Below are 22,856 nucleotides of genomic sequence, written 5' to 3' on the forward strand. Positions count from 1 at the left end.
GACGCGGGCACACCTGCTTGGAAACGCCAGCTAGAGCATCGGACGTGAAAAGTGGAATCCACTTTTGGGATCGATCCGATGCTCCACTCCTTAGATGAGCGCATCGTTTGTGCGAAAAACCGGGTCCACTTTTTCGCACAATGCGCTAGCGCACCCAACAATAACCGAAGGCACAGCCGGAGATCGTCACTTTCTGCGAAACTGCAAAAGGATTGTTCTCATCGAGCGCAATACGCGCCAGGCGGGAGCGATCACGCGGGCGGAACATGTTCTGGAACTCCGCAGGAAGCGCATCGGCAACCGTGAGGATGGCATCGATGCGTCCTTTCGCCGAGTGTGCTCCACCTTTCACGTTCACCGCCATGCCTTCTGAAATGTTGAACAAATAGTCGTCAGGCAGATAGGCCAGGACATACGATCTGCCTCCGTTGATCTGCATCAGCTCGTCTCCGAATTTCACGATCTGGCCCGGGATCGGCACTTTGGTGCCGACGATGCCCGGCATGCTTGCCCGCAGATAGCCGTTATCGTAGATGCCATTGAGCTTATCGATCGCCTCTCGAAATATCGTGCGCGATTGCTGGAGAAGGTTGAGCTCGTATTCGGTCGCCGACTTCTCGCTTTGCAACTGAGCGACCCGTTCCGCTGCCTGCAGGCTGTTACGCAACGCGTCGTCTTTCGAGAGGGATGATATGATGCCCCTGCCCGAAACGCTGTCGAACTGACTTGCGGTCATCCTCGTTTCGGATGCGGTGCGCTCCGCCAAGGGTGACACGGCTTCAAAGGCAGCAAGTTTCCCACGCAGCTGCCCCTCACGGATGGAAAGATCGCTGTTTCGCAACGCGAAGTTGGCAAGCTCCTGGACTATCTCAAAGGACTCCAGGCGCAGAAGCTGGGTTCCAGCCTCGACTTGCTCACCTTCCTTGACATAGACGTCCACCACCTTGCCGGCGTAGCTAGCCCCAACCGAGTAGCGGTCCTTCAGCACCGTGCCGTCGATCGACAGCACGAACATGCCGCCGATCAGGTAGTATGCGACCGAACCTAGGAAGAGAACCACAAGCGCAAGATAAGTCATTCGACCGAGCCTGCCGGAGGATGAGCGCTTCTGGGCATCGAGCACGTCGATGCGAGGTGGTTTGCGTAGGCGTTTCACTTGAATTTCCGTTCTACCAAGGGCGTTGCGTGCGAACTTTCACGGGTGTGTAGTTGTCCCGGTGCGAGCCGGAAAACGCCAATTCATCGATGTAGGCGGCGAGCCTGACCGGCCGCATGATGTAGGTCATGAACAGTGAGTAACCCGGCAGGAAGAGGAGATTTCGCAGGAAGACCGGGCGGCCCGTACACCAGGCTGAAGCCGCGAGGACGAGGATGTCGATCGCGAGAAGGCCGATTTGCATCGCTATCAGAATGGCGGGCGTGAAGGAACCATACTGCAGGAAAAGCAAGACAAGATAGGCCGGGAGGATGAAGGCACCAACGACATTGAACAGGCCAAAATCCCATTGATGGATAGCTTCGCTCAGCCGGAAGGCGGGAGAGAAGGGATTCATCAGCTTCGCGTGCTTGCGATAGCGGATCCAGATCGCATCGCGTTCCCAACGCAGTCGCTGGCGAATATATTGGTACAGGGTGCTCGGAACATCGGTGTAGCAAATGGCGTCGTGCGCATACGCGATACGCCAGCCCTTGAGCCGTAGCCGGATGGTCGTGTCGAGATCCTCGCCGCCGCCAACGTCAAATCCACCGATGTCATCAAGCGCCTTGCGTCGGAAAGCCCCGAACGCTCCCGAGGCGCAGACAACCTGGTCGAGGGCGCTCGCGATACGCTTACCCACGGAGATGGATTGCAGATACTCGATCTCCTGAAACTGAGTCACGACGCTCGCGGAGCTGTTTCGAGGAGCGATATCGCCACAGACGGCACCGACGCGCGGATCGACCAGCGGCTCGATGAGACGCTCGATGGCGTAGCGGTCGAAGGAGCAGTCACAATCCACGTTGACGATGATCTCGCCGGTTGCGATGGCGCATGCAAGATTGATGCCGCTGGACTTGCCGCCCCTGAGATCGGTTGAAAGGACGTGATGCGCGAGGCCCCGTTTGACAAGGCCGCGGGCCATGTCTCTCATGCGGTCGGTCGATCCATCGCTCACGATGACGATCTCGAAGCCGGATATCGACTGTTCATGCAAAGAGCGCACGCAGGCCTCGAGCGCACTTTCCTCGTTATGGCCGACCAGGATTACGCTGATGCTGGGTTGATCCATGGCTGGAGCTGCCGTGGGAGTGGCATCCATGCCCGGCGAGCGCATCGTGAACCCGGCCACCACGAACGGCATGATATAGCGAGGAAATTCGAAGATCAGGGTGTACCAGAAGACCGACAGGACGCTGAGGGTCGTCTGGCTCAGCAGGAAGGCAAAACCGACCTCAAGCGTGTTCACGGTGTTGCTCGTCCGAGACGTTGGGATATCGTCAGTCGCACCTCGAGCTTATGCCGGAGGAGATCTTCGCTGCGTGCAATGATGGTACGGAGTTCCCGTTCGATCTCGGGGTCAAAGCGCTCCACCAAGACGTAGGATACGTCCTCGCCAACATGCAATGAACCTACGCTTGCGAGCTGGTTGCGGAGGTCCTCCAGAAGCAGGTCGCGCGACTTTTCGAAGATGGTGCGCCCCTGACTGGCGATGAGCTCGTCCTTTCTCGCAAATCTGACCTCGGCAACGGCAGCCTGAGCGTCCGCCATTCCATGAATTCTTGCGATCTCGCGTTGGAGCGAAATGGGCATCGACGCGGCGGGCGCAGAGGTGACACCTTCAAGGAACGCTGTGCTCGCATCGGTCAAAGAGTAGCTATGAAGATCGACCCGCTCGGCCCCCTCGCCATCCATACGAGAATTGCAGTCGAGGCAAATGAATCCGACTTCCAGTTCCGAGGAGGTTGCATCGCACGTGTTGCAGATAAAGGCGTCGCCGGGGCGGTCATAATCCTTACCGTAATTGCGCAATTGGCGCCTGCACTTCGGGCAGAGCAGTGCTGTCCCCTGGCGGAACTCGCCTTCGGGCAGCAGCGCTGCACAGTGAAAGTGATGGATAAGCGACGTCTCGCGTAGATCTGCGGAACGGCAGGACGGACATTCTTCCCGGACACTCAAGCGGCGTGAGCGGCAGGTCCGGCATTCATGGAGCCGATCAAAGAAAGTTTTCTTAAGGAGGCCCCGAAGGGCCAGTCTCTCTGCGATCGGTATGATGTGGCTCGCAGAAGGGAAGCCAGGATAACAAATGGCCTCTGGGGTGAGTGGATATCGCATGCCGCGCAACTGGCGACCCGAGACATACATATGCGCCAAAATCTGCAAGTCAGGGTCGACGGTATGGCGGTACTGGGGTGCGAGTGCTTCACGCCCCTGGCGGAACTTGATGATACGCCGAGCCGTTTCGGCCCAAGTGCGGGCTTCCATGAGGTCGAAATGCGCGTCGGCAAAGTCTCCGGCTCGACCTCCGAGATCGATCATCGGGACCTGAAGCCCACCGACGAAATCGCGGATGTTGTGCAAGGGCGCGGAGCGCCGTTCATCGGAGAACAGGATCGCATCGATGTCGTCATCGTCTGCGGGCTCGAAGAGGAGGCTGAAAATTTCATCGAGATAGACCGGCACACGCGGAAACCAGCGTGCCCGCAGCTTCCAGGTAATTCCGGCGTCACGCCAAGCGGCAAGAATTTGGCCGGCGAGTTGCTCAGGTGAAGAAACGGCCCCGCTCATGGATAAGGCTGATCTGGCAAGCAGTGATGTCATAATGTCCGTCGAATATTTCTCTACGGCCGTTGCCAGCCAAGTGTGCTGCTCGGCTCCCAGCTTTGAGCGCAATGCCCTACGCGGCAGAGATGAATGGGAAAAATGCGGCTTATCGATGCGGTCTGTTGAGGCGGCGAAGCTTGCGGTGCGCGAGCTCGAGGATGAGCTGACCGTCTATCAAGAGAAGCGTGGCGATTTTAAGAACTTGCGCCGAATGCACCGACCCTTGGGCGCGACCAACCAACGAGAGGCTGCCTCCGTTCGAACGTCGACATGAATGCCCAGTCTGGGGGAGCGGGCCGTTTGGGAGCGTTCGTCGATACAGCGTGGTCCGCGCTCCTCGTCGATGGGTGCGACCGCCAATGGTGCAGCATTCATCGCTGAACAGCAGCTCCAGCATTGGACGCGAAATCGACCCCACATCCGATGCAATCAGTCCATGTTTTCGAGTATTCTTTCCCGCAAAACCGGGTCCCGCTTCGCGCGTCCGATGCTCTCGCATAGGTTCAGATATTCGGCCCATCGTGCCGAGTCATGACACGCTCAGGTCAACTGGGCATCAGTTTCAGTTGGACATTTCAGGGCCAGTCTGACGGACGTTAGGGATGTGGCGTATGCCCGATCGCGCAGGCTGTCGAACCCGCAAGAGTACCTGCAAGAGCATGAGTGGCTCCAACGATCTCTTTTGCAGAGCAAGCCCTGTGCGGGGCAGTGTCATCCGTGTGGCAGGGCCGCAGGGTTTATGACAATTCCATAAAAATGTTTTGATTTCTAACGACTTAGAGTGGCTGGGGGACCTGGATTCGAACCAAGACTAACGGAGTCAGAGTCCGCTGTTCTACCATTAAACTATCCCCCACCAAACTCTTTGAAATCATTCGCCTTTTTTGGACTGTTTTCAATCCGGGGCGAAAGTTTTTCAATCAGCGTCGTGGACGAGGGTCAGATAGGCTGCTTTTTCTGGGGCGTCAACCCCATTCGACGGCTTTCTGACATCTGAATGACGGAGCCTCGAAGCTTGGCGCTTGCGAGGGAGCTCAGTCGTCCAGCGCACCGCTCTCCGGCGGTGCATCAAGGCCCGAATCGGAGCGGTATGCGGCCTCGTCCTCCGCCGCTTCCGCGGCTGCCAGGATTCGCTCGTAGCGGTCGAGGGCTCCCTGCAGGATGTAGGCGGCCGCCATCTTGTCCACCGCGTCGGCGCGTTTCGCGCGGGAGGTATCCGCATCCAGGAGCGTGCGGGTGACCACCATGGTGGACATGCGCTCGTCCCAGAACAGCACCGGCAGAGGCAGAAGGGGCTTCAGGTTGCGCACGAAGGCGCGGGTCGCCTGGGAGCGAGGGCCTTCGGAGCCGTCCATGTTGAGGGGCAGACCGAACACGAATCCGCCGACCTCGTAGCGCTCCGTCAGGGCCTTGATCTGCTGCACGTCAGGCGTGAACTTGATCCGCTTGAGAGTCTCGAGCGGCGTCGCGATCCGCCTCTCCACATCCGAGAGGGCCAAGCCGATGGTCTTGGTGCCGAGATCGACGCCCATGAGGCGCGCCCGGGGGCTCAACGCGTCCATGAAGGCGGTCAGCTCGTCGTCCTTCGAGATCATGGGCGCCTCCTCGCGTCGCTGGTTCGAGCCAGCCAGTATAGAGGAAGTCGGGCGGCGTCGAGATGGGGCCAAGAGCATCGGGCGCGAAAGTGGGAAACGGCTTTGCGTGAAAAGATGCTCAAGACCATAGACTGACCGCATCGGATGTGGGTTCGATCTCTGTCCGATGCTGACGTCGGGGTCCCGCGCTCAGGCGGCCCTACTGCCGAGCTTCGGAGACGGGGGAGGGCTCATGCCCGCGGCCAGGGACGGCAGGGCCTCGCCCGATTCCCTGAAGAGGTGGCAGGATTCCGGGGCGAACGCGAGAGAGACCTCCTGGCCTGCCGCGTGGCGCGCGTCGCCGGGCTCGCGAACCGTGAGGGGGCGCTCCAGGCCCGCATCCACATAGATCAGATGATTCTCGCCCAGCTCCTCCACCAGCGCGATGCGGCCGGCGAGGGCGCCCTGGCCCGCGATCCTCACATGGTCCGGGCGGATTCCGAGGGTGACGGGCTCGCCCGCCCGCAACGTGTCGCCCGGGACGGGGACGGCGATCGTGCTTCCGGCCGGGAGCTGCACCTCCACGCCATCCTGGCCGAGCCGCGAGATCCGGCCCGGAATGAAGTTCATCTGCGGCGAACCGAGGAAACCCGCGACGAAGAGATTGGCCGGGCGGTGATAGAGTTCGAGCGGCGTGCCCACCTGCTCGATGCGCCCTGCGTTGAGCACCACGATCCTGTCCGCGAGCGTCATCGCCTCGACCTGATCGTGGGTGACGTAGATCATCGTGGCGCGGGTGTCCGCGTGCAGTTTCGCGATCTCGATGCGGGTCTGCACGCGAAGCGCCGCGTCGAGGTTCGACAGCGGCTCGTCGAAGAGAAACACTTTCGGGTCGCGCACGATGGCGCGACCGATGGCGACGCGCTGGCGCTGGCCGCCGGAGAGCTGGCGCGGCTTGCGGTCGAGCAGGTTCTCGATCTGCAGCATGCGCGCGGCCTCGCGCACTTTCGCGTCGATCTCGGGCTTCGAGGATTTCGCAAGCTCCAGCCCGAAGGCCATGTTGTCGTAGACGTTCATATGCGGATAGAGCGCATAGGACTGGAACACCATGGCGATGCCGCGCTTGGCGGGAGCCAGATCGTTCACGCGCTCCGAGCCGATGTAGAGATCGCCGGACGTGATGTCCTCGAGGCCCGCGATCAGGCGCAAGAGGGTCGACTTTCCGCAGCCCGAGGGACCGACGAAGACGATGAACTCGCCGTCCCCGATCTCGAGATCGACGCCGTGGATCACACGGGCCCTGCCGAAGGATTTCCGGATATTCCTGAGAGCGACATCAGCCATCTGACAGTCCTTAAGCTATCCCTTGACGGCGCCCGCCGTGAGCCCGGCCACGATCTTGCGCTGAAAGGCGAGCACCAGGGCGATGATGGGCAGCGTCACGATCACCGAGGCTGCCATGATGGTGCCCCAGGGCAGTTCGTAGGCGGTCGAGCCGCTCATGAGCGCGATGGCGGGCGGCACCGTGCGCCGCTCGTTCGTCAGGGTGAAGGTGAGGGCGAAGAGGAACTCGTTCCACGACACGATGAAGGCGAGAAGGCCCGTGGTGACGGCGGCCGGCATCATGAGCGGCAGAAAGACCCGGCGCACCACGATCCAGGGCGTCGCGCCGTCGACGAAGGCCGCCTCCTCGATCTCCTTCGGCAGCTCGCGCATGAAGGTGGTGAGCACCCAGATCGTGAAGGGCAGGGTGAGCATGAGATTGGCCAGAATCAGGCCGGGCAGGGTGTTGTAGAGGCCCAAGGTCCGGATCAGCTCGAACATGCCCGACAGAACCGCCACCTGCGGGAACATGGAAACCGCCAGGATGGTCATGAGCAGGAGCGAGCGGCCCCGGAAGCGGATGCGCCCGAAGGCATAGGCCGCCGTGAGGCCGAGCGCGAGCGACAGGGCCACCACGGAGGCCGCCACGATGACGGAGTTGGCGATGTTCTTGCCGAAGGGCTGGCGTGCGAACACGGCGACGTAGTTGGAGACATCCAGCCGCTCCGGAAGATACGCCACGGAGAACAGTTCGGTCCCCGAGCGGAAGGACGAGATCACCGCGTAGTAGAACGGGAAGATCGAGAACAGGCCGATGGCGATCACAAGCAGCCAGAACCCGATGCGTGCGAGAAGCCTCATCGCGTCTCCCCTCCCAGCCGGACCCGTCCCGCCACCATGGTGACGGCGACGAGGAGGGCGATGATGAGAAAGATGAGGGTGGAGGCCGCGGAGCCGAGGCCCACCTCCTGGAAGTCCACGAGCTGCTGGCGCGCAAACACGGACATCGACATGGTGTCCCGCGAATTGGCGGTGAGCACGTAGATCAGGTCGAAGACCCGTAACGCATCGAGCGCGCGGAAGATCACGGCGACGAGGAGGGCCGGCCTGATCAGCGGCAGCGTGACCCGGAAGAATACTTTGACCGGATGGACCCCGTCCACCTTCGCGGCCTCGAAGATGTCGCCCGGCAGCATCTGGAGCGCGGCGAGGATGAGGAGCGCCATGAAGGGCGTGGTCTTCCACACGTCCACCATCACCACGGTCCACAACGCGGTGTCCGGGTTGGCGGTCCAGGCGATCGGTGCCATGATCAGGCCGAGGCGCAAGAGCAGGTCGTTGATCACGCCGAACTGGTCGTGCAGCATCCAGTTCCACATGCGCGCGGAGACCACGGTGGGAATCGCCCAGGGGATGAGCACGACCGCGCGCATGACGCCGCGTCCCGGGAAGGAGGCGTTCAGGATCAGCGCCACGACGGTGCCGAGCACGGTCTCGATCGACACGGAGACGGCCGTGAACCACACGGTGTTCCACACCGAGCGCCACCAGTCGGGATCGGTCAGCAGGCCGAGCCATTCGCCGTCGTAGTTGGCAATATAGTTCTCGAAACCGATGAACCGGTAGTCGCCAAGGTTGCTGAGATTGGCGTCCGTGAAGCTGAACCAGATGGTCCGCGCGAGCGGCCAGCCCGCGATGAGGGCAAGCACGATCAGGCTCGGCGCGATGAAGAGCCATGCGGCCCTGACGCGCGAGCGGGTCAGGGCGGAGCGGCCCGACGGCGCCGCGTCGCGCGCAGGCCCGGTTGCGTGGAGCGCAGCGCCCGGCATGGCTATTGCCAGCCGTTGCGCTTGATCCGCTTCAGGTCCCGGTCGAGGCGGTTCAGGGCCTGCTCGGGCTGGGCGCGCTTCGAGAGCACCTGATGGACCGCGTTGAAGAACTCCGTCGAGACCTTGTTGTAATTCTGGCCGGTGACCGTCGCGGGGCGGGCGACGGCGTTCGAGAAGACGTCCGCCAGCTCGCCGATGAAGGGGTTCGCCTTGGCGATGTCGGCATCGCCATAGAGCGACACGATGGTGGGGTTGAACGAGCCTTGAACCGCGCGGCGCTTCTGCTCCTCCGGACCCGTCAGGTAGAGGACGAGGTCGATGGCGGTGTCGGCGTTCTTCGAGTATTTCGACACGGCGAGGAGCTGTCCGCCCAGGGTGCCCGCATGGCGCCCGTCTGCGCCGCCCTTCGGCAGGGGCGCGATGCCGACCTTGTCCCGGATGGTGCTGTCCGCGCCCTGCGCCAGCGCCCAGGCATAGGGCCAGTTGCGCATGAAGACGGCATTGCCCGCCTGGAAAACGCCGCGGGCTTCTTCTTCCGTGTAGTTGAGCACGCCCTCCGGCGTGATGCTGCCGACCCAGCCCGCCGCCGTCTTGAGCGCTTCGGCGGCCTTCGGGTTCTCGACCGTGATCTCGCCCTTCTCGTCGACGATGGTGCCGCCGTTGTAGGAGGCGATCCATTCGAGGGCGTTGGTGGTCAGGCCCTCATAGGCGCGGCCCTGCCAGACATAGCCCCAAAAATCGTTCTTCCCCTCCTTGCGCTCGCCCTCCTGGACGATGCGCGCGGTCTCGGTCAGATCCGCCCAGGTCTGCGGCACCGGACGCTTGTATTTCTCGAGCAGATCCTTGCGGTAATAGAGCAGGCCCGCATCGGCGAACCAAGGCATCGCCATGACCTTGCCGTTCACCTCGCTCGTTTCCGCCATGGCGGGCAGGTGCTGGCCGATCTCGCCCCGGGCCTTCGCGGTCAGGTCCTGCAGGTGCCCCGCCAGAATGCCCGTCCACACGACGTCGATCTGGAAGACGTCGATGTCGCCCGCGCCGGCGGCGAGCAATTGCTGGTACAGCGCCAGGCGCTCGGTCGCGGAGTTCGGCGTCGAGACGATCTTGACCGTGTTGCCGGTCTTCTTGGCCCAGGCATCGACGCCCTGCTTGCAGATCTCGTATTCCTTGCCGAGGGCGCTGCAGGAAATGGAAATCTCGGCGGCGGAAGCGCTCACCGTGGCGAACAGGCCGGCCGCAAAGGTGAGGCTGGCGATCAGGCGTGACATGGCTATCCTCCAGCATGCTTGGTGGTTATTGCTTAGCTTGATAAGCCCAGGGGCTTGGTTTTGTTCCTCTGCGACGTGGCCGACCGACGGCCTTGCCCCATCTTCATGCTCGTTTCAGCGAAGGTGCCCACATGAAAATCACTTGGTATGGACATTCCGCCTTCCGGCTCGATTTCGCCGACAAAGCCGTGCTCATCGACCCGTTCTTCACCGGCAATCCCGCTTTCGAGGGAGACCGGGCGAAGATCATCGAGGGGGTGAGTCACATCCTCCTCACTCACGGCCACGGCGATCACGTGGGCGATACGGTGGAGATCGCGAAGGCGACGGGCGCGAAGGTCGTCACCAATTTCGAGCTGTGCATGTACCTGACGAAGCAGGGGGTGCAGAACGTCGATCCCATGAACACGGGCGGAACCACGGACCAGGACGGCTTCACCGTCACCCTGGTGCGGGCGGATCATTCGTCCGGCCTCGTGGAGATGGACGTGAACTTCCCCTTGGGCTCCGCCAACGGGATCGTCGTGAAGGCTCCGGGGGAGCCGACCGTCTACCACATGGGCGATACGGACATTTTCGGCGACATGGCCCTGATCGCCGAGATCCACCAGCCGGACGTTGCGATCGTCCCGATCGGCGACCGCTTCACCATGGGCCCCGAGGTCGCGGCGCTCGCGGTCGAGCGCTATTTCAGCAACCTGAAGGCGGTCATTCCCTGCCATTACGCCTCCTTCCCGCCGCTCGTGCCCAATGCGGACCGCTTCGTAGCGGCCCTGGAGGGGAAGGGCGTCCAGGTCGTGGTGCCGCACAAGACCGTGGCCGTGAGGATCTGAACCGGTCGAATGCCGCCTTTCCTCGTCATGGCCGTCCCCGGACTTGATCCGGGGATCAGTCCCGGCCATTCACGCCTTTGCGGGTGAGAAGACGGGGATGCCCGCATTTGTTGCGGGCATGACGGTATCGGGGTGGGCAATTGGCGTTTGATATCCGCCGTTGCCCCCCGAGGCGGGCGGGTGCTATAGCCCGCGGACGCTATTTCCAAGGGGTATGACCATTCATGTCGGTCGATGAGAAAACGGTCCGCCGCATCGCCCATCTGGCGCGCATTGCCGTGACGGATGAGGACGTGCCTCACCTCCAGGGTGAACTCAACGCGATTCTCGCCTTCGTCGAGCAGCTCAACGAAGTGAACGTGGACGGCGTCGAGCCCATGACCTCCGTGACGCCCATGGCCATGAAGAAGCGCCAGGACGGCGTGACCGACGGCGGCTATGCGGACAAGATCGTCCAGAACGCCCCCGCGACCGAGGACAACTTCTTCCTGGTGCCGAAGGTGGTCGAATAAGGCGCCGGCCTTTTTCGACCCGCCCCGGGCCCGCGAAGCGCGACCCGGGGATCTCCCGCAGAATAAGGCGTGAATGGCCGGGACAAGCCGGCCGTGACGTCGAGACAAGAGATCCAGTCCCGTGACCGAACTGACCCATCTCACGATTTCCGAGGCCCGCGACGGTCTGAAGGCCAAGACGTTCTCGGCCTCCGAGCTCGCGCAGGCGCATATCGCCGCCATCGAGAAGGCGAGGGCGCTCAACGCCTATGTGCTCGAGACGCCCGAGAAGGCGCTCGCCATGGCCAAGGCCTCCGACGAGAAGATCGCCAAGGGCGAGGCCCGCCCGCTGGAAGGCATTCCGCTGGGCATCAAGGACCTGTTCTGCACGGAAGGCGTGGTGTCCACCGCCGCCTCCAGGATCCTCGGCAATTTCAACCCGCCTTACGAATCCACCGTCACCCGGAATCTCTGGAACGACGGCGCAGTGATGCTCGGCAAGCTCAACATGGACGAGTTCGCCATGGGCTCCTCCAACGAGACCAGCGCCTTCGGGCCCGTGGTGTCGCCCTGGCGGCGCGAGGGCTCGAACGTGAGCGCGGGCGCCTCCGGTGAGATCGAAGGCACGCATCTCGTCCCCGGCGGCTCGTCGGGCGGCTCGGCGGCCGCCGTCGCGGCGCATCTGTGCCTCGGCGCGACCGCGACCGATACCGGCGGCTCGATCCGCCAGCCCGCCGCCTTCACGGGCACGGTCGGCATCAAGCCGACCTATGGCCGCGTCTCCCGCTGGGGCACGGTGGCCTTCGCGTCGTCGCTCGATCAGGCAGGCCCCATCGCCCGCACGGTGCGCGACGCCGCGATCATGCTGCGCTCCATGGCCGGGCCCGACGCCAAGGACACGACCTGCGTCGATCTTCCGGTTCCCGATTTCGAGGCCGCCGTCTCGCGCGGGGTGAAGGGCCTGAAGATCGGCATTCCGAAGGAATATCGCGCCGATGGCATGTCGCCGGAGATCGAGGCGCTCTGGCAGCAGGGCGCGGAGTGGCTGCGCGCCGCCGGCGCCGAGATCGTCGAGGTCTCCCTGCCGCACACCAAATACGCGCTGCCGGCCTATTACATCGTGGCCCCGGCCGAGGCGTCCTCGAACCTCGCCCGCTACGACGGCGTGCGCTACGGCCTGCGCGAGAACGGCAAGGACATCGTCGACCTCTACGAGAAGTCCCGTGCCGCCGGTTTCGGCCGCGAGGTCAAGCGCCGCATCATGATCGGCACCTATGTGCTCTCGGCGGGCTATTACGACGCCTATTACGTGCGCGCTCAGAAGATCCGCACGCTCATCAAGCGCGACTTCGAAGAGGTCTACGCCAAAGGGGTCCATGCGATCCTGACCCCCGCGACGCCGTCCGCCGCCTTCGGCATCGGCGAGAAGGGCTCGGGCGATCCGGTCGAGATGTACCTCAACGACATCTTCACCGTGACCGTGAACATGGCGGGCCTGCCGGGCCTCGCGGTTCCGGCCGGCCTCGACTCGCAGGGCCTGCCGCTCGGCCTTCAGCTCATCGGCCGCGCCTTCGACGAGGAAACCCTCTTCGCCGTCGGTCAAGCGATCGAGGAGGCCGCCGGCCGCATCGCGCTGCCCCGGCCCTGGTGGGCCTGAAGACCGTGGGTCCCACCGTTCCCGTCATCCATCTCTGGGACTGGCTGCCCGCCGCCTTCGATCCGGTGCTGATCCTGGTGGCCGTGTGGCTCGGCTGGAAGGCCGATCAATTCGGCAAGGTCGCGATCGCGGCCTTCGCGGCGCTCGGCCTGTCGATCCTCGTATCCTGGGCCATCAGCAGCCTCGGCATCCCCTGGATCGCGCCGGTCCGGGGCGATGCGCTGACGCTCTTTCCCGTGCGCTTCCTGGCGGCCGTCATCTGGGCGGCCCTAGCCTATGGGGCGCGGCGCGTGGCGAAGCGCTGAACGCCGCCGCTCACGCGATCCCGTCGATTCCGAATATCGCCCGCAGGCCGTCGCGGCCCTGCGCCGTGATCGCCAGGGCACGGCTGTCCTTGATGCGCTCGATCCAGCTTAACTCGAACATCCTCGTGCAGAGCGCCGCGCCCAGGCGGCCCGCGAGATGTGGGCGGCGCTCGCTCCAGTCGAGGCAGGTCCGGCAGAGGGCGCGCTTGTCCTTCGGTCCACTCTCCAGCTCGACCCCGAAGGTGCAGAGGAACCGCCGGCCCTTCTCGGTCAGGGCGCCGGCGCTGTCCGACAGCACCAGATGATCCTGCGCCGTGAGGGCATCCGTCAGCGCGATGCCAAGCCGGCCGGCCAAGTGGTCGTAGCAGGTGCGGGCCCGGCGCAGGGCCTCGTCCTTCGGTCCCGTCGGCCGGTGACGCCCCGGCCCGAAGGAGGCGACCGCCATCAGGGCCTCGATGGCCTGGGCCACCTCGGGGGAAGCGAGCCGGGAATAACGATGCCGGCCCTGTTTCGTCATCGAGATCAGGCGGGCTTCGCTGAGCTTGGCGAGGTGACCGCTCGCGGTCTGCGGGCTCACGCCGCTGTGCCAAGCGAGTTCGCTCGCCGTCAGGGCCCGGCCGTCCATGAGGGACGAGAGAATGTTGGCGCGCGCCACGTCGCCCATGAGGGCGGCGGTTTCGGCAAGGACGATGCCTGAAACGATGGGTGTCATGGGCCGATCATAGGGCAGGGCGGGACGCCGGTCAGCCGGGAACGCTTCGGTCGCGGCCGAAGCGTTCCGGAGCGACGAAGGACGAACGGCGTGCCAGCTTGCCGCATCCCACGAACACGAACGGATGCATGACCATGGTGCCCAATTCCTCCCGCCCTCTCGTCCTCGAAATCGCCCTGCTGGCGCTTCTCGCGACGTTGTGGGGGGCTTCCTACACCTTCATCAAGATCGGGGTCGAGACGATCCCGCCCGTCACGCTGATCGCGGCCCGCACGCTCATCGCCGGGGGCGTGCTCCTGGTCGTCCTGCGCCTGCGCGGCCTCCGGCTCCCGCGCGACGGCGCGACCTGGCGGAGCTTCGCGGTCCAGGCCTGCCTCAACAGCGTCTTTCCGTTCACCCTCATCGCCTGGGCCGAGCAATCCGTAGATGCGGGCCTCGCCGTGATCCTCAACGCCATGACGCCGGTCTTCACCTTTCTCGTCACATGGCTCTGGTCCCGGCACGAGGCGACGACCTTTCGCAAATTCGCGGGCGTCATGATCGGCCTCTTCGGAACCTGCATCATTGTCGGCACGCAGGCGTTGACTCATGTGGGGCAGGAGCTGGCCGGACAGCTCGCCGTGGTGCTGGCGACAATCTGCTATGCCGGCGCGGCGATCTTCGGGCGCACCTTCAAGTCCCTCGATCCGATCATGCCGGCGACGGGATCGCTGATCTCGGGCGCCGCCATGCTGGTGCCGGTCGGCCTCGTCCTGGACCGCCCCTGGACACTTGCCCCATCCGAGACCTCCGTCCTGGCCTTGATCGGGCTCGCGATCTTCTCGACGGCCTTGGCCTTCCTCATCTATTTCCGGCTCATCCACACCCTCGGTTCCCTTGGCGTCACGGCCCAAGGCTATCTGCGCGCGCCCATCGGTGTCGCCATAGGGGCTTACGTCCTGGGCGAAAGGCTGGATTCCTCCGCCTGGATCGGCCTGCTGTGCATCCTGGCGGGCGTGCTGCTCATGACTCTGCCAGAGCGCAGCGGGGCGGCGATGCGGGCGACCTGAGCGGCCTCTGGACCATATGCACGAAGGGTGCCCCAGGCGCATTTTCGGGCCATGAACCTTACCTGCATATGTCCATGACTCCGAGCCTGTCGAGATGGCTCTTCATACAAGAGTATAATCTTAATCACGGAATGTTAGTATTGTTATTATGTATCAATCCAGTAGCCTGCCATTCCCCGGCGGGTAAACCCAATCGCTTCCATCCGCCGGACAACAGCTAAGACGGGGCATCGAAAATGGTTGCAAACACTCCAATGCCGGAAGATCCGGATGGCGGCACTACCGGAGGCTCGGGTACGCCCCCGGCCCCCCCAAGTGGAAACCCGGACGGTGGAAGCACGGACATTGACGTCATAGGGCATGAGCCGGAGGAGCCGCCCTTGAGTGTGGAACCCAGGCCGCCGGGTTCACCGCCCACACCTCCGACGTCGGGCTCGGACGGAAGCGGTGGAAGAGGCGGAGATGGCAGCGGATATGATGGCCCGGATGGAGGGTCGGATGACGACGTTCCTCCTTGGTTTACAGGGCCGGATCCTGAAACGATAACTATCGCGGGCCGTGAATTCAACGTATACCACAAGGACGGCGAAACGTATTGCATCCGCAACGAGCCTGGCGAAGACCGAGTAATTTACTTGGTGAAGCATGACTCGGAAGGACGCTTTAACGGGCTTGTTGAAGTTTCTCTTGAGGTTTTTCTCGCTCCTATTCCCGATTGGGAGGCTGAACCTGAACCCGATTCATCCGGGGATAGCGATGCAGGAGGTCCTTCGGGCGGCGGTTCCCAGGATAGCGGCGTTGAAATGATCTTCGTTCCTTGGCCTTACGAGGGTGTCCCGGATGGTGGCACTCCGTCCGATGGCGGGAGCTCCCCGGGTCAGCCTGACGGCGGGGCGGCAGGTCAGCAGGGAGTCCGGACAGGGCTCGCTTTTCTGAATTGGGAGGCCCTTCTGGTCGCCATCAACGCGACCATTGGCACTGCGGGAGCTGATCGTCTTGTCGGAAGCCATGCCGCCGATTTGCTGTCCGGCGGCAACGGCAATGACGTGTTTGTCGGCAGCGCAGGCGGAGACATTATCCTCGGCGGTTCTGGCTTTGACACCCTGGATTATTCGGCGAGCACGAACCCGTCAGGGATCCATGTCAACTTGGCCCTGGGCAAGGGCTTGCGAGGCGATGCGAATTACGCCCGGATCGCCGACGTCGAGAAGGTGGTCGGCACTAACTTCGGCGACATTCTCGAGGACGGGCGGACGATCGAGAATTTCAATTACTTGGAGTATCTCCGCCTGAACCCGGACGTGGCCCTCTATATCGCAGCCAACCATCTCGATCCCAAAAGCTTCGCCTATCAGCACATGCTGGCGTCCGGCGATGCCGAGGGCCGCAAGGGTGGCTGGGACGGGCAGACCGAGGCGCCGGGAGCGGATGCGGGCCTCATCGTCGATGTCGCGGGCTATCTGGCGGCCAACCCGGACGTGGCAGCCTACATCGCGGCAAACCATCTCGGCGCCGACTTCGCCATCCAGCATCTTTGGGAGACCGGGATCGAGGAAGGCCGCTCCGGCGGGGTCAAGGCGAGCGGCTCGGAGTTCTATGGCGGCGGCGGCAACGACCTGCTGAAGGGCGGGTATCGCAGCGACATCCTGTATGGCGGGGCCGACAACGACACGCTGGTCGGCGGCGGCGGGCAGGACCTGCTGGTCGGCGACACGGGCCAGGACAAGCTGAACGGGGAGGACGGCAACGACCGGCTGTATGGCGGGGCGGGCCAGGACACGCTCTGGGGCGGCGCCGGCGACGACAACCTAAGGGGCGGATCGGGCAACGATCTCCTCGACGGCGAGGCGGGCAACGACATCGTGTCGGGTGGCGACGGGGGTGACGCCCTGTGGGGCGGCGCGGGCCACGATGTGCTGCGCGGCGATGCCGGGGCCGATGTGCTCGATGGCGGGGCCGACAACGACACGCTGTCGGGCGGGGCCGACGACGACGCGCTCACGGGCGGGGACGGCCACGACGTGCTGTACGGCGAAGCGGGCCGGGACATGCTCTCTGGCGGGCAAGGCGATGACGTGCTGCGTGGCGGTGCGGGCCAGGACACCCTCTATGGCGGGACGGGCAACGACACGTTCGTGTTCACCGCGGGGGCGGACGGGACGACGCCGGACCTGATCCTGGACTTCGGGGCCGGGGACCGCGTGCTGATCGAGGGCTCGACTGCGGTGACGTTCGCGCGCCAGCAGGTGGTCATCTGGAATGGCGGGATCCCGACGATCGGCTACGATACGAAGGTGATGGTGAGGGGCCAGTTGGCCTTCGACCTGAAGGGCTACGCCGGCAACCTCGTCTGGAGCGGCGGCTACCTGATCGCCGCCTGAGCCTTACCCAAGCTGGTGACGGGAAAGGGGCGCATCAGCGCCCCTTTTGCTTCGAGATCCACGCCCATGAAGCGCAAATCGAGGTTCGAGGATGGCGATCAGGGCGCATCGTTCGAGACCATGCGCCTTCTCACAGATGGTCCCGTGACGGCCGTTACAGAGGAAGCGATCTACACCGGGTGATCAGGAATATGAACCTCAGGCTAGGAGTCAGAGCGCAAGCAGGACAATGCTATTGATTTGTTATGATATTACTCGAATAATAGGAATATTCGCTCTCATAGACATTGCGCCGGAGGAAAGAATGGCGACTTCGACTGAAACTTTGCGTGATGCTTTCGATCGCTTGATGATGATGGTGACCGGGGGAACATCGGCGCCTGACGGTAGCGGATGGGGTACAGGCGACGACCCTCGCGTAGACCCCGATTGGGAGTACGAGGATGAGGGAGGCGGAGGGCCAGGGGGTGGCTCCAACTCCGATCCCGAAACAATAAACGGAAAGCTTGTCGTCCAAATTATCAGACCCGCTGTCCCGACCGTTCGAGGAACTTATTATATTGATTCCGAAGGCCAAATTTATGTAACCGACTACAACGGAAATCTGAAGCTCGTTACAGAAAAGTATGCCGACTTGTTTGATCCGACTAGCAAGTGGCTGATGCCGATTGCATATGGGGATCGGCTCGGTATGCTGAATGAGAACGGATATATTTACCTAGTCAATCCCGATGGGATGTATGTGCCGATCAACAGTCAGGCTCCCATTGATATTGAGTTCATCGAGCAGTTTGATTTTCTGATTCTGGAACTTTCTCCTGGAGGTTATCTCTATGGACATACTCCCATTATCAATGGCCATATGATCCACACCCGGATCAGCGATATACCCATCCCACTCGATATTCGCCCTCCTAATTCTGATGGAGGATTCATTGATGAAGAGCAGTTGCTTAGGGATCTCCCAAGCCCAATCATTTTGAATGGTGATGATGAGGCTTATGTGGACCTCGGCAATGGGAGAAATATCCCCCTTTCGAATGCTGAATTCTATGTAACAACCTCCGCGGACGAAGCACAGGATGGTATCCAGCGAGGAGTCTTCGTTATCAGAGATGCGGATGCGTTATACCTGACCTCTACTTCTCGGGGAACAGCAGGTCGTGACGTGATTGTTGGCGCTGGTGTGATATCCGGTGAAGCAGGCGACGACTCGGTAAAAGGCAGCGTAGACTCCGATATTCTGGGTGGCGGCGACGGCAACGACGTTCTGAACGGCGGTGCCGGAGGCGACCTTCTCTCCGGCGGGGCCGGCATCGATACGGTGGATTATTCCACGAGCCCGCTCGGCATCAACGGGGCGGGCATTCACGTCAATCTATCGACCGGCGTGGGTACCAATAGCGATGCCCATGGCGACCGGCTGTTCGACATCGAGAATGTGATCGGCAGTGCCGGCAACGACTTTATCAAGGTCGGCAACGCCAATCCCGATGACTTCGATGCAGCGGATTATCTCGGAAAGAACCCGGACGTGGCGGCCTGGATAGCGCACAACCATCTCCCGCCCTCCGAGGCTTACGAGCACTGGAAGCAGGCCGGCCGGTTCGAGGGTCGCGAGGGCGGCTGGCACGGGGCGATGAAGGCAGTGGGCGCGGATTGGGGCGGGGTGTTCGATGCCGAGAGCTATCTGGCGGCCAATCCGGACGTGGCGAACCACATCATCGACAATGGTCTCGACAACTCCTATGCCCTGCAGCACTGGCTGGTCGTGGGCCGCGACGAGGGCCGCGAGGGGGGAGTGGAGGTGTCCGGTTCGATTCTCTCGGGCCGCAGCGGCAGCGACGTGATCGTGGGTGGTGTGTACAGCGATGCGTTATACGGCGGCACCGGCGCCGATACGCTCTACGGCCACGATGGCCAGGACGTGCTGCTCGGCGGGGCAGGAAGTGACAGCCTCGATGGCGGCGCGGGCAACGACCAGGTCTTTGGCGGGCACGGCGACGACACGCTGTCGGGCGGATCCGGCGCGGACAGTGTGATCGGCGGGGCCGGCAACGATGGGTTGTCGGGCGGCGACGGTCAGGACAGCCTGGAAGGCGGAGCCGGCAATGACGGGCTCAATGGCGGCGATGGCAACGATCTGATGCGCGGCGATTCCGGCGACGATTATCTCGACGGCGATAACGGCAACGACAGCCTGATCGGCGGGGATGGCAACGACTTTGCCACCGGCTGGTTCGGCAACGACGTGCTTAGGGGCGAGGCAGGATCCGATACACTCTACGGCTGGGACGGCGACGACACGCTGCAGGGCGGGTCGGGCCTGGACGTGCTCTATGGTGGGGCGGGACGGGACACCTTCGTGTTCAACCTGGCCACGGATCGGGACGCGCAGTCCAATCCGGCGGTTCCGGTGGTGCAGGATCGGATCATGGACTTCGGATCGGGCGACCGCCTGGAGATCGTAGGGGCGAGTTCGGTGACGTTCGCGCGCCAAATGGTGATCACCTGGAGCGGGGTGACCCCGGTGATTACCTACGACACGAACGTACTGATCAACGGCTCGTCGCAGATTGTGTTGAAGGGCTTTGGCGGGGATCTCGTCTGTAGCGGCGGCTACCTGATCGCCGCCTGAGCCTTACCCGAGTTGGTGATGGGGAAAGGGGCGCTGATGCGCCCCTTTTCGCATGGATGTGCGGACCCGATCCGTGCCGGCGGTCGCGGCGAGAGGTTGCGCTGGAGACCGGCCGCCCGAATGCCGGCAGATCGCGCCGCGCAGCCCGAATATGGCCCGCGAGGGCGAGCGGCCCATGGAAAAGGGCCTGACCGAAGTCAGGCCCTTGGGGCAGCATCTCGCGAAACGCGGGATTACTGCTGCGGGGAAGCCGGAGCGGACGGCGAAGCGGGAGCCGACGGGGCTGCCGGAGCCGGGGAGCTCGGAGCGGCCGGGGCCGCAGGAGCCGGGGACGTGCCGGTCGACGGCGACGAGCTTTGCGTCTGGGTCGCCGTGCTGCCGGTTGTGCTCGGCTCGTTGCTGCCATCATAGAAGAGGAATGCGAGCAGGCCGAGGGCAATAACAAGACCGCCAATCACATAAGCAAGAGTATTGGAGCCGCGCGCGCTATTATCGTAGACGTTTGTCTCTCGATTGTAGACGTTCGGTTCGCGATCCATGGGATCCATAGCCATTTGTAACCTCCTTGACCGTTTTACCTCCCGTTCAACGCCTGATGTTGGCAGCGGTTTCATCCGAGCGTGGCATTAATCTTAAATATCTGTGAAAAAAGCCAAATTGATCTTGGGTGTAATGCGACAAATCTGAACGGCTGTTCATCTTGAAAGGGGTTGACCCGGTTCCGCGTCGCTCTTACTCCGGGCAGGCAAACGCGAGAGATTAGAGGCGCAAGGCTCATGAACGCTCCGGTGAACCCGAAGAAGCTCATCAAAGGTGCGACAGGCGATTGGGAGATCGTGATCGGCATGGAAATCCATGCCCAGGTGACGAGCCAGGCCAAGCTGTTCTCCGGCGCCTCGACCGCTTTCGGCGGCGATCCGAACAGCCATGTGTCCCTGGTCGACGCGGCCATGCCCGGCATGCTGCCCGTGATCAACGAGGAATGCGTGCGCCAGGCAATCCGCACCGGCCTCGGACTCAAGGCCGAGATCAACCTGAAGAGCACCTTCGACCGGAAGAACTATTTCTACCCGGACCTGCCGCAGGGCTACCAGATCAGCCAGTACAAGAGCCCCATCGTGGGCGAGGGCGAGGTGATCGTGGACGTGCCGGAAACGGGCGAGACGATCACGGTGCGGATCGAGCGCCTGCACCTGGAGCAGGATGCCGGCAAGTCGATCCACGACCTGCACCCGACCATGAGCTTCGTTGACCTCAACCGCTCGGGCGTGGCGCTCATGGAGATCGTGTCGAAGCCCGATCTGCGCTCGGCCGACGAGGCGCGCGCCTATGTCACCAAGCTGCGCACGATCCTGCGCTATCTCGGCACCTGCGACGGGGACATGGACAAGGGCAACCTGCGCGCGGACGTGAACGTCTCCGTGCGCCGTCCGGGCGAGGAGCTGGGCACCCGCTGCGAAATCAAGAACGTCAACTCGATTCGCTTCATCGGCCAGGCCATCGAGTACGAGGCGCGCCGCCAGATCGCGATCATCGAGGACGGCGGCGTCATCGACCAGGAAACCCGTCTCTACGATCCGGGCAAGGGCGAGACCCGCTCCATGCGCTCCAAGGAAGAGGCGCACGACTACCGCTATTTCCCCGATCCGGACCTGCTGCCGCTCGAGTTCGACCAGGCCTATGTGGACGATCTCGCCCAGCATCTGCCCGAACTGCCGGACGCCAAGAAGGCGCGCTTCATGGGCGATTACGGCCTGTCCGCCTATGACGCGAGCGTGCTCGTGGCCGAGCGCGCCTCCGCCGACTTCTTCGAGGAGGTCGCCAAGGGACGCGACGGCAAGGCCGCCGCCAACTGGATCATCAACGAGCTGTTCGGCCGCCTGAACAAGGAAGGCAAGGACATCACGGAGACTCCGGTCTCCGCGAGCCAGCTCGGCGCCATCATCGAGCTCATCGGCGAGAACGTGATCTCCGGCAAGATCGCCAAGGACCTGTTCGAGATCGTCTTCACCGAAGGCGGCGACCCGCGCGACATCGTCGAGAAGCGGGGCATGAAGCAGGTGACCGATACCGGCGCCATCGAGACGGCCATCGACGCCGTCATCGCGGCCAATCCCGACAAGGTGGAACAGGCCAAGGCCAAGCCCACGCTGCTCGGCTGGTTCGTGGGCCAGGTGATGAAGCAGACCGGCGGCAAGGCCAACCCGCAGGCCGTCAACGAGATCCTGAAGGCGAAGCTCGGGATCGAGTGATCGTGAGCGGGGCGTTCGAGCAAACCCTGCGCGCCGTCGAAGACCGCGACGCGCAGGACCTCTTCGGGCTTCTGGCCCTCTGCTTCGCGGATTATCCCGGCTGCTTCGTCGATCCTCACGACGACCTCAAGGACCTCCGGACGCCGGGATCTTCGCCCCGGCCCAACGACGGCATTCTGTGGGTGACGGAGGACGAGAGCGGGCGGGTCTGCGCATGCGCCGCCATGGACTTTCCCGAGGCCGGCATCGCTGAGCTGCACCGCCTCTACGTGCGCCCCGACCGGCGCGGGAAGGGCCTCGGCTCGTTCCTGGTGCGGGCCGTGGAGCGCCACGCCCGCGAGAAGGGGGCCCGGCGCCTGGTTCTATGGTCCGACACCCGCTTCACCGATGCTCACCGGCTCTACGGGAAGCTGGGCTATACCAAGACGGGCGCCGTGCGCGATCTCGGCGATATCTCGAATTCCTCGGAGTATCACTTCGAGAAGGCGCTGTAAGGCGGGAAGGCCTTACGAACACTCCGGGTCCATTCGTCATCCTGGTGCCGCGCAGCAGAGCCAGAGACCTATAGTGGCCCACGGTGCGGAACGAGACGACCGGATATCCCTACGCTCTTCCTCTACAGCGCCGGACGTGAAATCGAACTCACGTCCGACACTGTAAGTCTATGGTCTTGAGCATCTTTTCACGCAAAACCGGTTCCCACTTTTGCGTCCGATGCTCTAGGTCGTGGTGATGGTTTCCC

The 22,856-nt window shown here is 63.1% G+C and carries 20 protein-coding genes and 1 tRNA gene; 10 read left to right on the forward strand and 11 right to left on the reverse strand.

Annotated features, from left to right (window positions below):
* Positions 1–145: 145 nt before the first annotated feature.
* Genes AB8841_RS16560 through AB8841_RS16570 form a run of 3 tightly spaced genes read right to left on the reverse strand, consistent with a single transcriptional unit; the run spans position 146 to position 3,766 of the window.
* Positions 146–1,156 carry an HlyD family secretion protein gene (locus AB8841_RS16560; RefSeq protein ID WP_370436927.1) on the reverse strand — a complete coding sequence of 337 codons (1,011 nt, stop codon included), beginning with the start codon at positions 1,154–1,156 and terminating at the stop codon, positions 146–148.
* A 13-nt stretch (positions 1,157–1,169) separates the two neighbouring features.
* Complete coding sequence (locus AB8841_RS16565) at positions 1,170–2,447, reverse strand: glycosyltransferase family 2 protein (protein WP_370436928.1); 1,278 nt, start codon at positions 2,445–2,447, stop codon at positions 1,170–1,172.
* Positions 2,444–3,766 carry a hypothetical protein gene (locus tag AB8841_RS16570; protein ID WP_370436929.1) on the reverse strand — a complete coding sequence of 441 codons (1,323 nt, stop codon included), beginning with the start codon at positions 3,764–3,766 and terminating at the stop codon, positions 2,444–2,446. The genes AB8841_RS16565 and AB8841_RS16570 overlap by 4 nt, the downstream gene beginning before the upstream one ends.
* Here AB8841_RS16570 and AB8841_RS16575 point away from each other — a divergent pair.
* On the forward strand, positions 3,765–4,076 hold the full coding sequence (locus AB8841_RS16575) for a hypothetical protein (protein ID WP_370436930.1): 312 nt from the start codon (positions 3,765–3,767) through the stop codon (positions 4,074–4,076). The genes AB8841_RS16570 and AB8841_RS16575 overlap by 2 nt on opposite strands.
* Before the next feature lie 508 nt (positions 4,077–4,584).
* Here the strand turns inward: AB8841_RS16575 and AB8841_RS16580 are convergent.
* From AB8841_RS16580 to AB8841_RS16605, 6 genes are all read right to left on the reverse strand, one after another.
* A tRNA-Gln gene (locus AB8841_RS16580) sits at positions 4,585–4,658 on the reverse strand.
* Between the two features lie 178 nt (positions 4,659–4,836).
* Positions 4,837–5,397, reverse strand: coding sequence for a Holliday junction resolvase RuvX (gene ruvX / locus AB8841_RS16585; RefSeq protein ID WP_370436931.1), 561 nt, complete (start codon positions 5,395–5,397; stop codon positions 4,837–4,839).
* Positions 5,398–5,586: 189 nt separating this feature from the next.
* Positions 5,587–6,720, reverse strand: coding sequence for an ABC transporter ATP-binding protein (locus AB8841_RS16590; protein ID WP_370436932.1), 1,134 nt, complete (start codon positions 6,718–6,720; stop codon positions 5,587–5,589).
* A 15-nt stretch (positions 6,721–6,735) separates the two neighbouring features.
* The gene (locus AB8841_RS16595; protein ID WP_370436933.1) at positions 6,736–7,560 is read right to left on the reverse strand and encodes a carbohydrate ABC transporter permease; all 825 of its coding nucleotides are present in this window, start codon (positions 7,558–7,560) and stop codon (positions 6,736–6,738) included.
* The gene (locus AB8841_RS16600) at positions 7,557–8,528 is read right to left on the reverse strand and encodes a carbohydrate ABC transporter permease (RefSeq protein ID WP_370436934.1); all 972 of its coding nucleotides are present in this window, start codon (positions 8,526–8,528) and stop codon (positions 7,557–7,559) included. Before AB8841_RS16600 ends, AB8841_RS16595 begins: the two co-directional genes overlap by 4 nt.
* 2 nt (positions 8,529–8,530) lie before the next feature.
* The gene (locus tag AB8841_RS16605) at positions 8,531–9,796 is read right to left on the reverse strand and encodes an ABC transporter substrate-binding protein (RefSeq protein ID WP_370436935.1); all 1,266 of its coding nucleotides are present in this window, start codon (positions 9,794–9,796) and stop codon (positions 8,531–8,533) included.
* A gap of 131 nt (positions 9,797–9,927) precedes the next feature.
* On the opposite strand from AB8841_RS16605, the gene AB8841_RS16610 reads away from it, so the two are divergent.
* From AB8841_RS16610 to AB8841_RS16625, 4 genes are all read left to right on the forward strand, one after another.
* Positions 9,928–10,629, forward strand: coding sequence for a metal-dependent hydrolase (locus AB8841_RS16610; protein ID WP_370436936.1), 702 nt, complete (start codon positions 9,928–9,930; stop codon positions 10,627–10,629).
* Positions 10,630–10,853: 224 nt separating this feature from the next.
* Positions 10,854–11,141, forward strand: coding sequence for an Asp-tRNA(Asn)/Glu-tRNA(Gln) amidotransferase subunit GatC (gene gatC / locus AB8841_RS16615; RefSeq protein ID WP_370436937.1), 288 nt, complete (start codon positions 10,854–10,856; stop codon positions 11,139–11,141).
* Between the two features lie 121 nt (positions 11,142–11,262).
* A complete protein-coding gene (gene gatA / locus AB8841_RS16620) occupies positions 11,263–12,777 on the forward strand; it encodes an Asp-tRNA(Asn)/Glu-tRNA(Gln) amidotransferase subunit GatA (protein WP_370436938.1) in 1,515 nt (504 codons plus the stop codon).
* Positions 12,778–12,782: 5 nt separating this feature from the next.
* The gene (locus AB8841_RS16625) at positions 12,783–13,082 is read left to right on the forward strand and encodes a hypothetical protein (RefSeq protein WP_370436939.1); all 300 of its coding nucleotides are present in this window, start codon (positions 12,783–12,785) and stop codon (positions 13,080–13,082) included.
* Between the two features lie 10 nt (positions 13,083–13,092).
* Here the strand turns inward: AB8841_RS16625 and AB8841_RS16630 are convergent, their stop codons facing one another.
* The gene (locus AB8841_RS16630; RefSeq protein ID WP_370436940.1) at positions 13,093–13,794 is read right to left on the reverse strand and encodes an ArsR/SmtB family transcription factor; all 702 of its coding nucleotides are present in this window, start codon (positions 13,792–13,794) and stop codon (positions 13,093–13,095) included.
* Positions 13,795–13,922: 128 nt separating this feature from the next.
* Here AB8841_RS16630 and AB8841_RS16635 point away from each other — a divergent pair, with 128 nt between their 5' ends.
* The 3 genes from AB8841_RS16635 to AB8841_RS16645 all read left to right on the forward strand — a co-directional run bounded on the left by AB8841_RS16635 (position 13,923) and on the right by AB8841_RS16645 (position 19,862).
* Complete coding sequence (locus tag AB8841_RS16635; protein WP_370436941.1) at positions 13,923–14,843, forward strand: DMT family transporter; 921 nt, start codon at positions 13,923–13,925, stop codon at positions 14,841–14,843.
* Between the two features lie 803 nt (positions 14,844–15,646).
* Positions 15,647–17,224, forward strand: a complete 1,578-nt coding sequence (locus tag AB8841_RS16640) for a calcium-binding protein (RefSeq protein WP_370436942.1) — start codon at positions 15,647–15,649, stop codon at positions 17,222–17,224.
* Positions 17,225–17,528: 304 nt separating this feature from the next.
* Positions 17,529–19,862, forward strand: a complete 2,334-nt coding sequence (locus AB8841_RS16645) for a calcium-binding protein (RefSeq protein ID WP_370436943.1) — start codon at positions 17,529–17,531, stop codon at positions 19,860–19,862.
* 233 nt (positions 19,863–20,095) lie between these two features.
* Here the strand turns inward: AB8841_RS16645 and AB8841_RS16650 are convergent, their stop codons facing one another.
* Positions 20,096–20,416 (reverse strand): hypothetical protein, encoded by a 321-nt coding sequence (locus AB8841_RS16650; protein ID WP_370436944.1) that lies wholly within the window; start codon positions 20,414–20,416, stop codon positions 20,096–20,098.
* 222 nt (positions 20,417–20,638) lie between these two features.
* On the opposite strand from AB8841_RS16650, the gene gatB reads away from it, so the two are divergent.
* Positions 20,639–22,114 carry an Asp-tRNA(Asn)/Glu-tRNA(Gln) amidotransferase subunit GatB gene (gene gatB / locus AB8841_RS16655; RefSeq protein ID WP_370436945.1) on the forward strand — a complete coding sequence of 492 codons (1,476 nt, stop codon included), beginning with the start codon at positions 20,639–20,641 and terminating at the stop codon, positions 22,112–22,114.
* Positions 22,115–22,116: 2 nt separating this feature from the next.
* Positions 22,117–22,608: a GNAT family N-acetyltransferase gene (locus tag AB8841_RS16660; protein ID WP_370436946.1), complete on the forward strand. Its 492-nt coding sequence runs from the start codon at positions 22,117–22,119 to the stop codon at positions 22,606–22,608.
* The last annotated feature ends 248 nt before the right edge of the window (positions 22,609–22,856 follow it).

Origin of the sequence: Microvirga sp. TS319, from assembly GCF_041276405.1 — a bacterium.
In the GTDB taxonomy this organism is placed as follows: Bacteria; Pseudomonadota; Alphaproteobacteria; order Rhizobiales; family Beijerinckiaceae; genus Microvirga.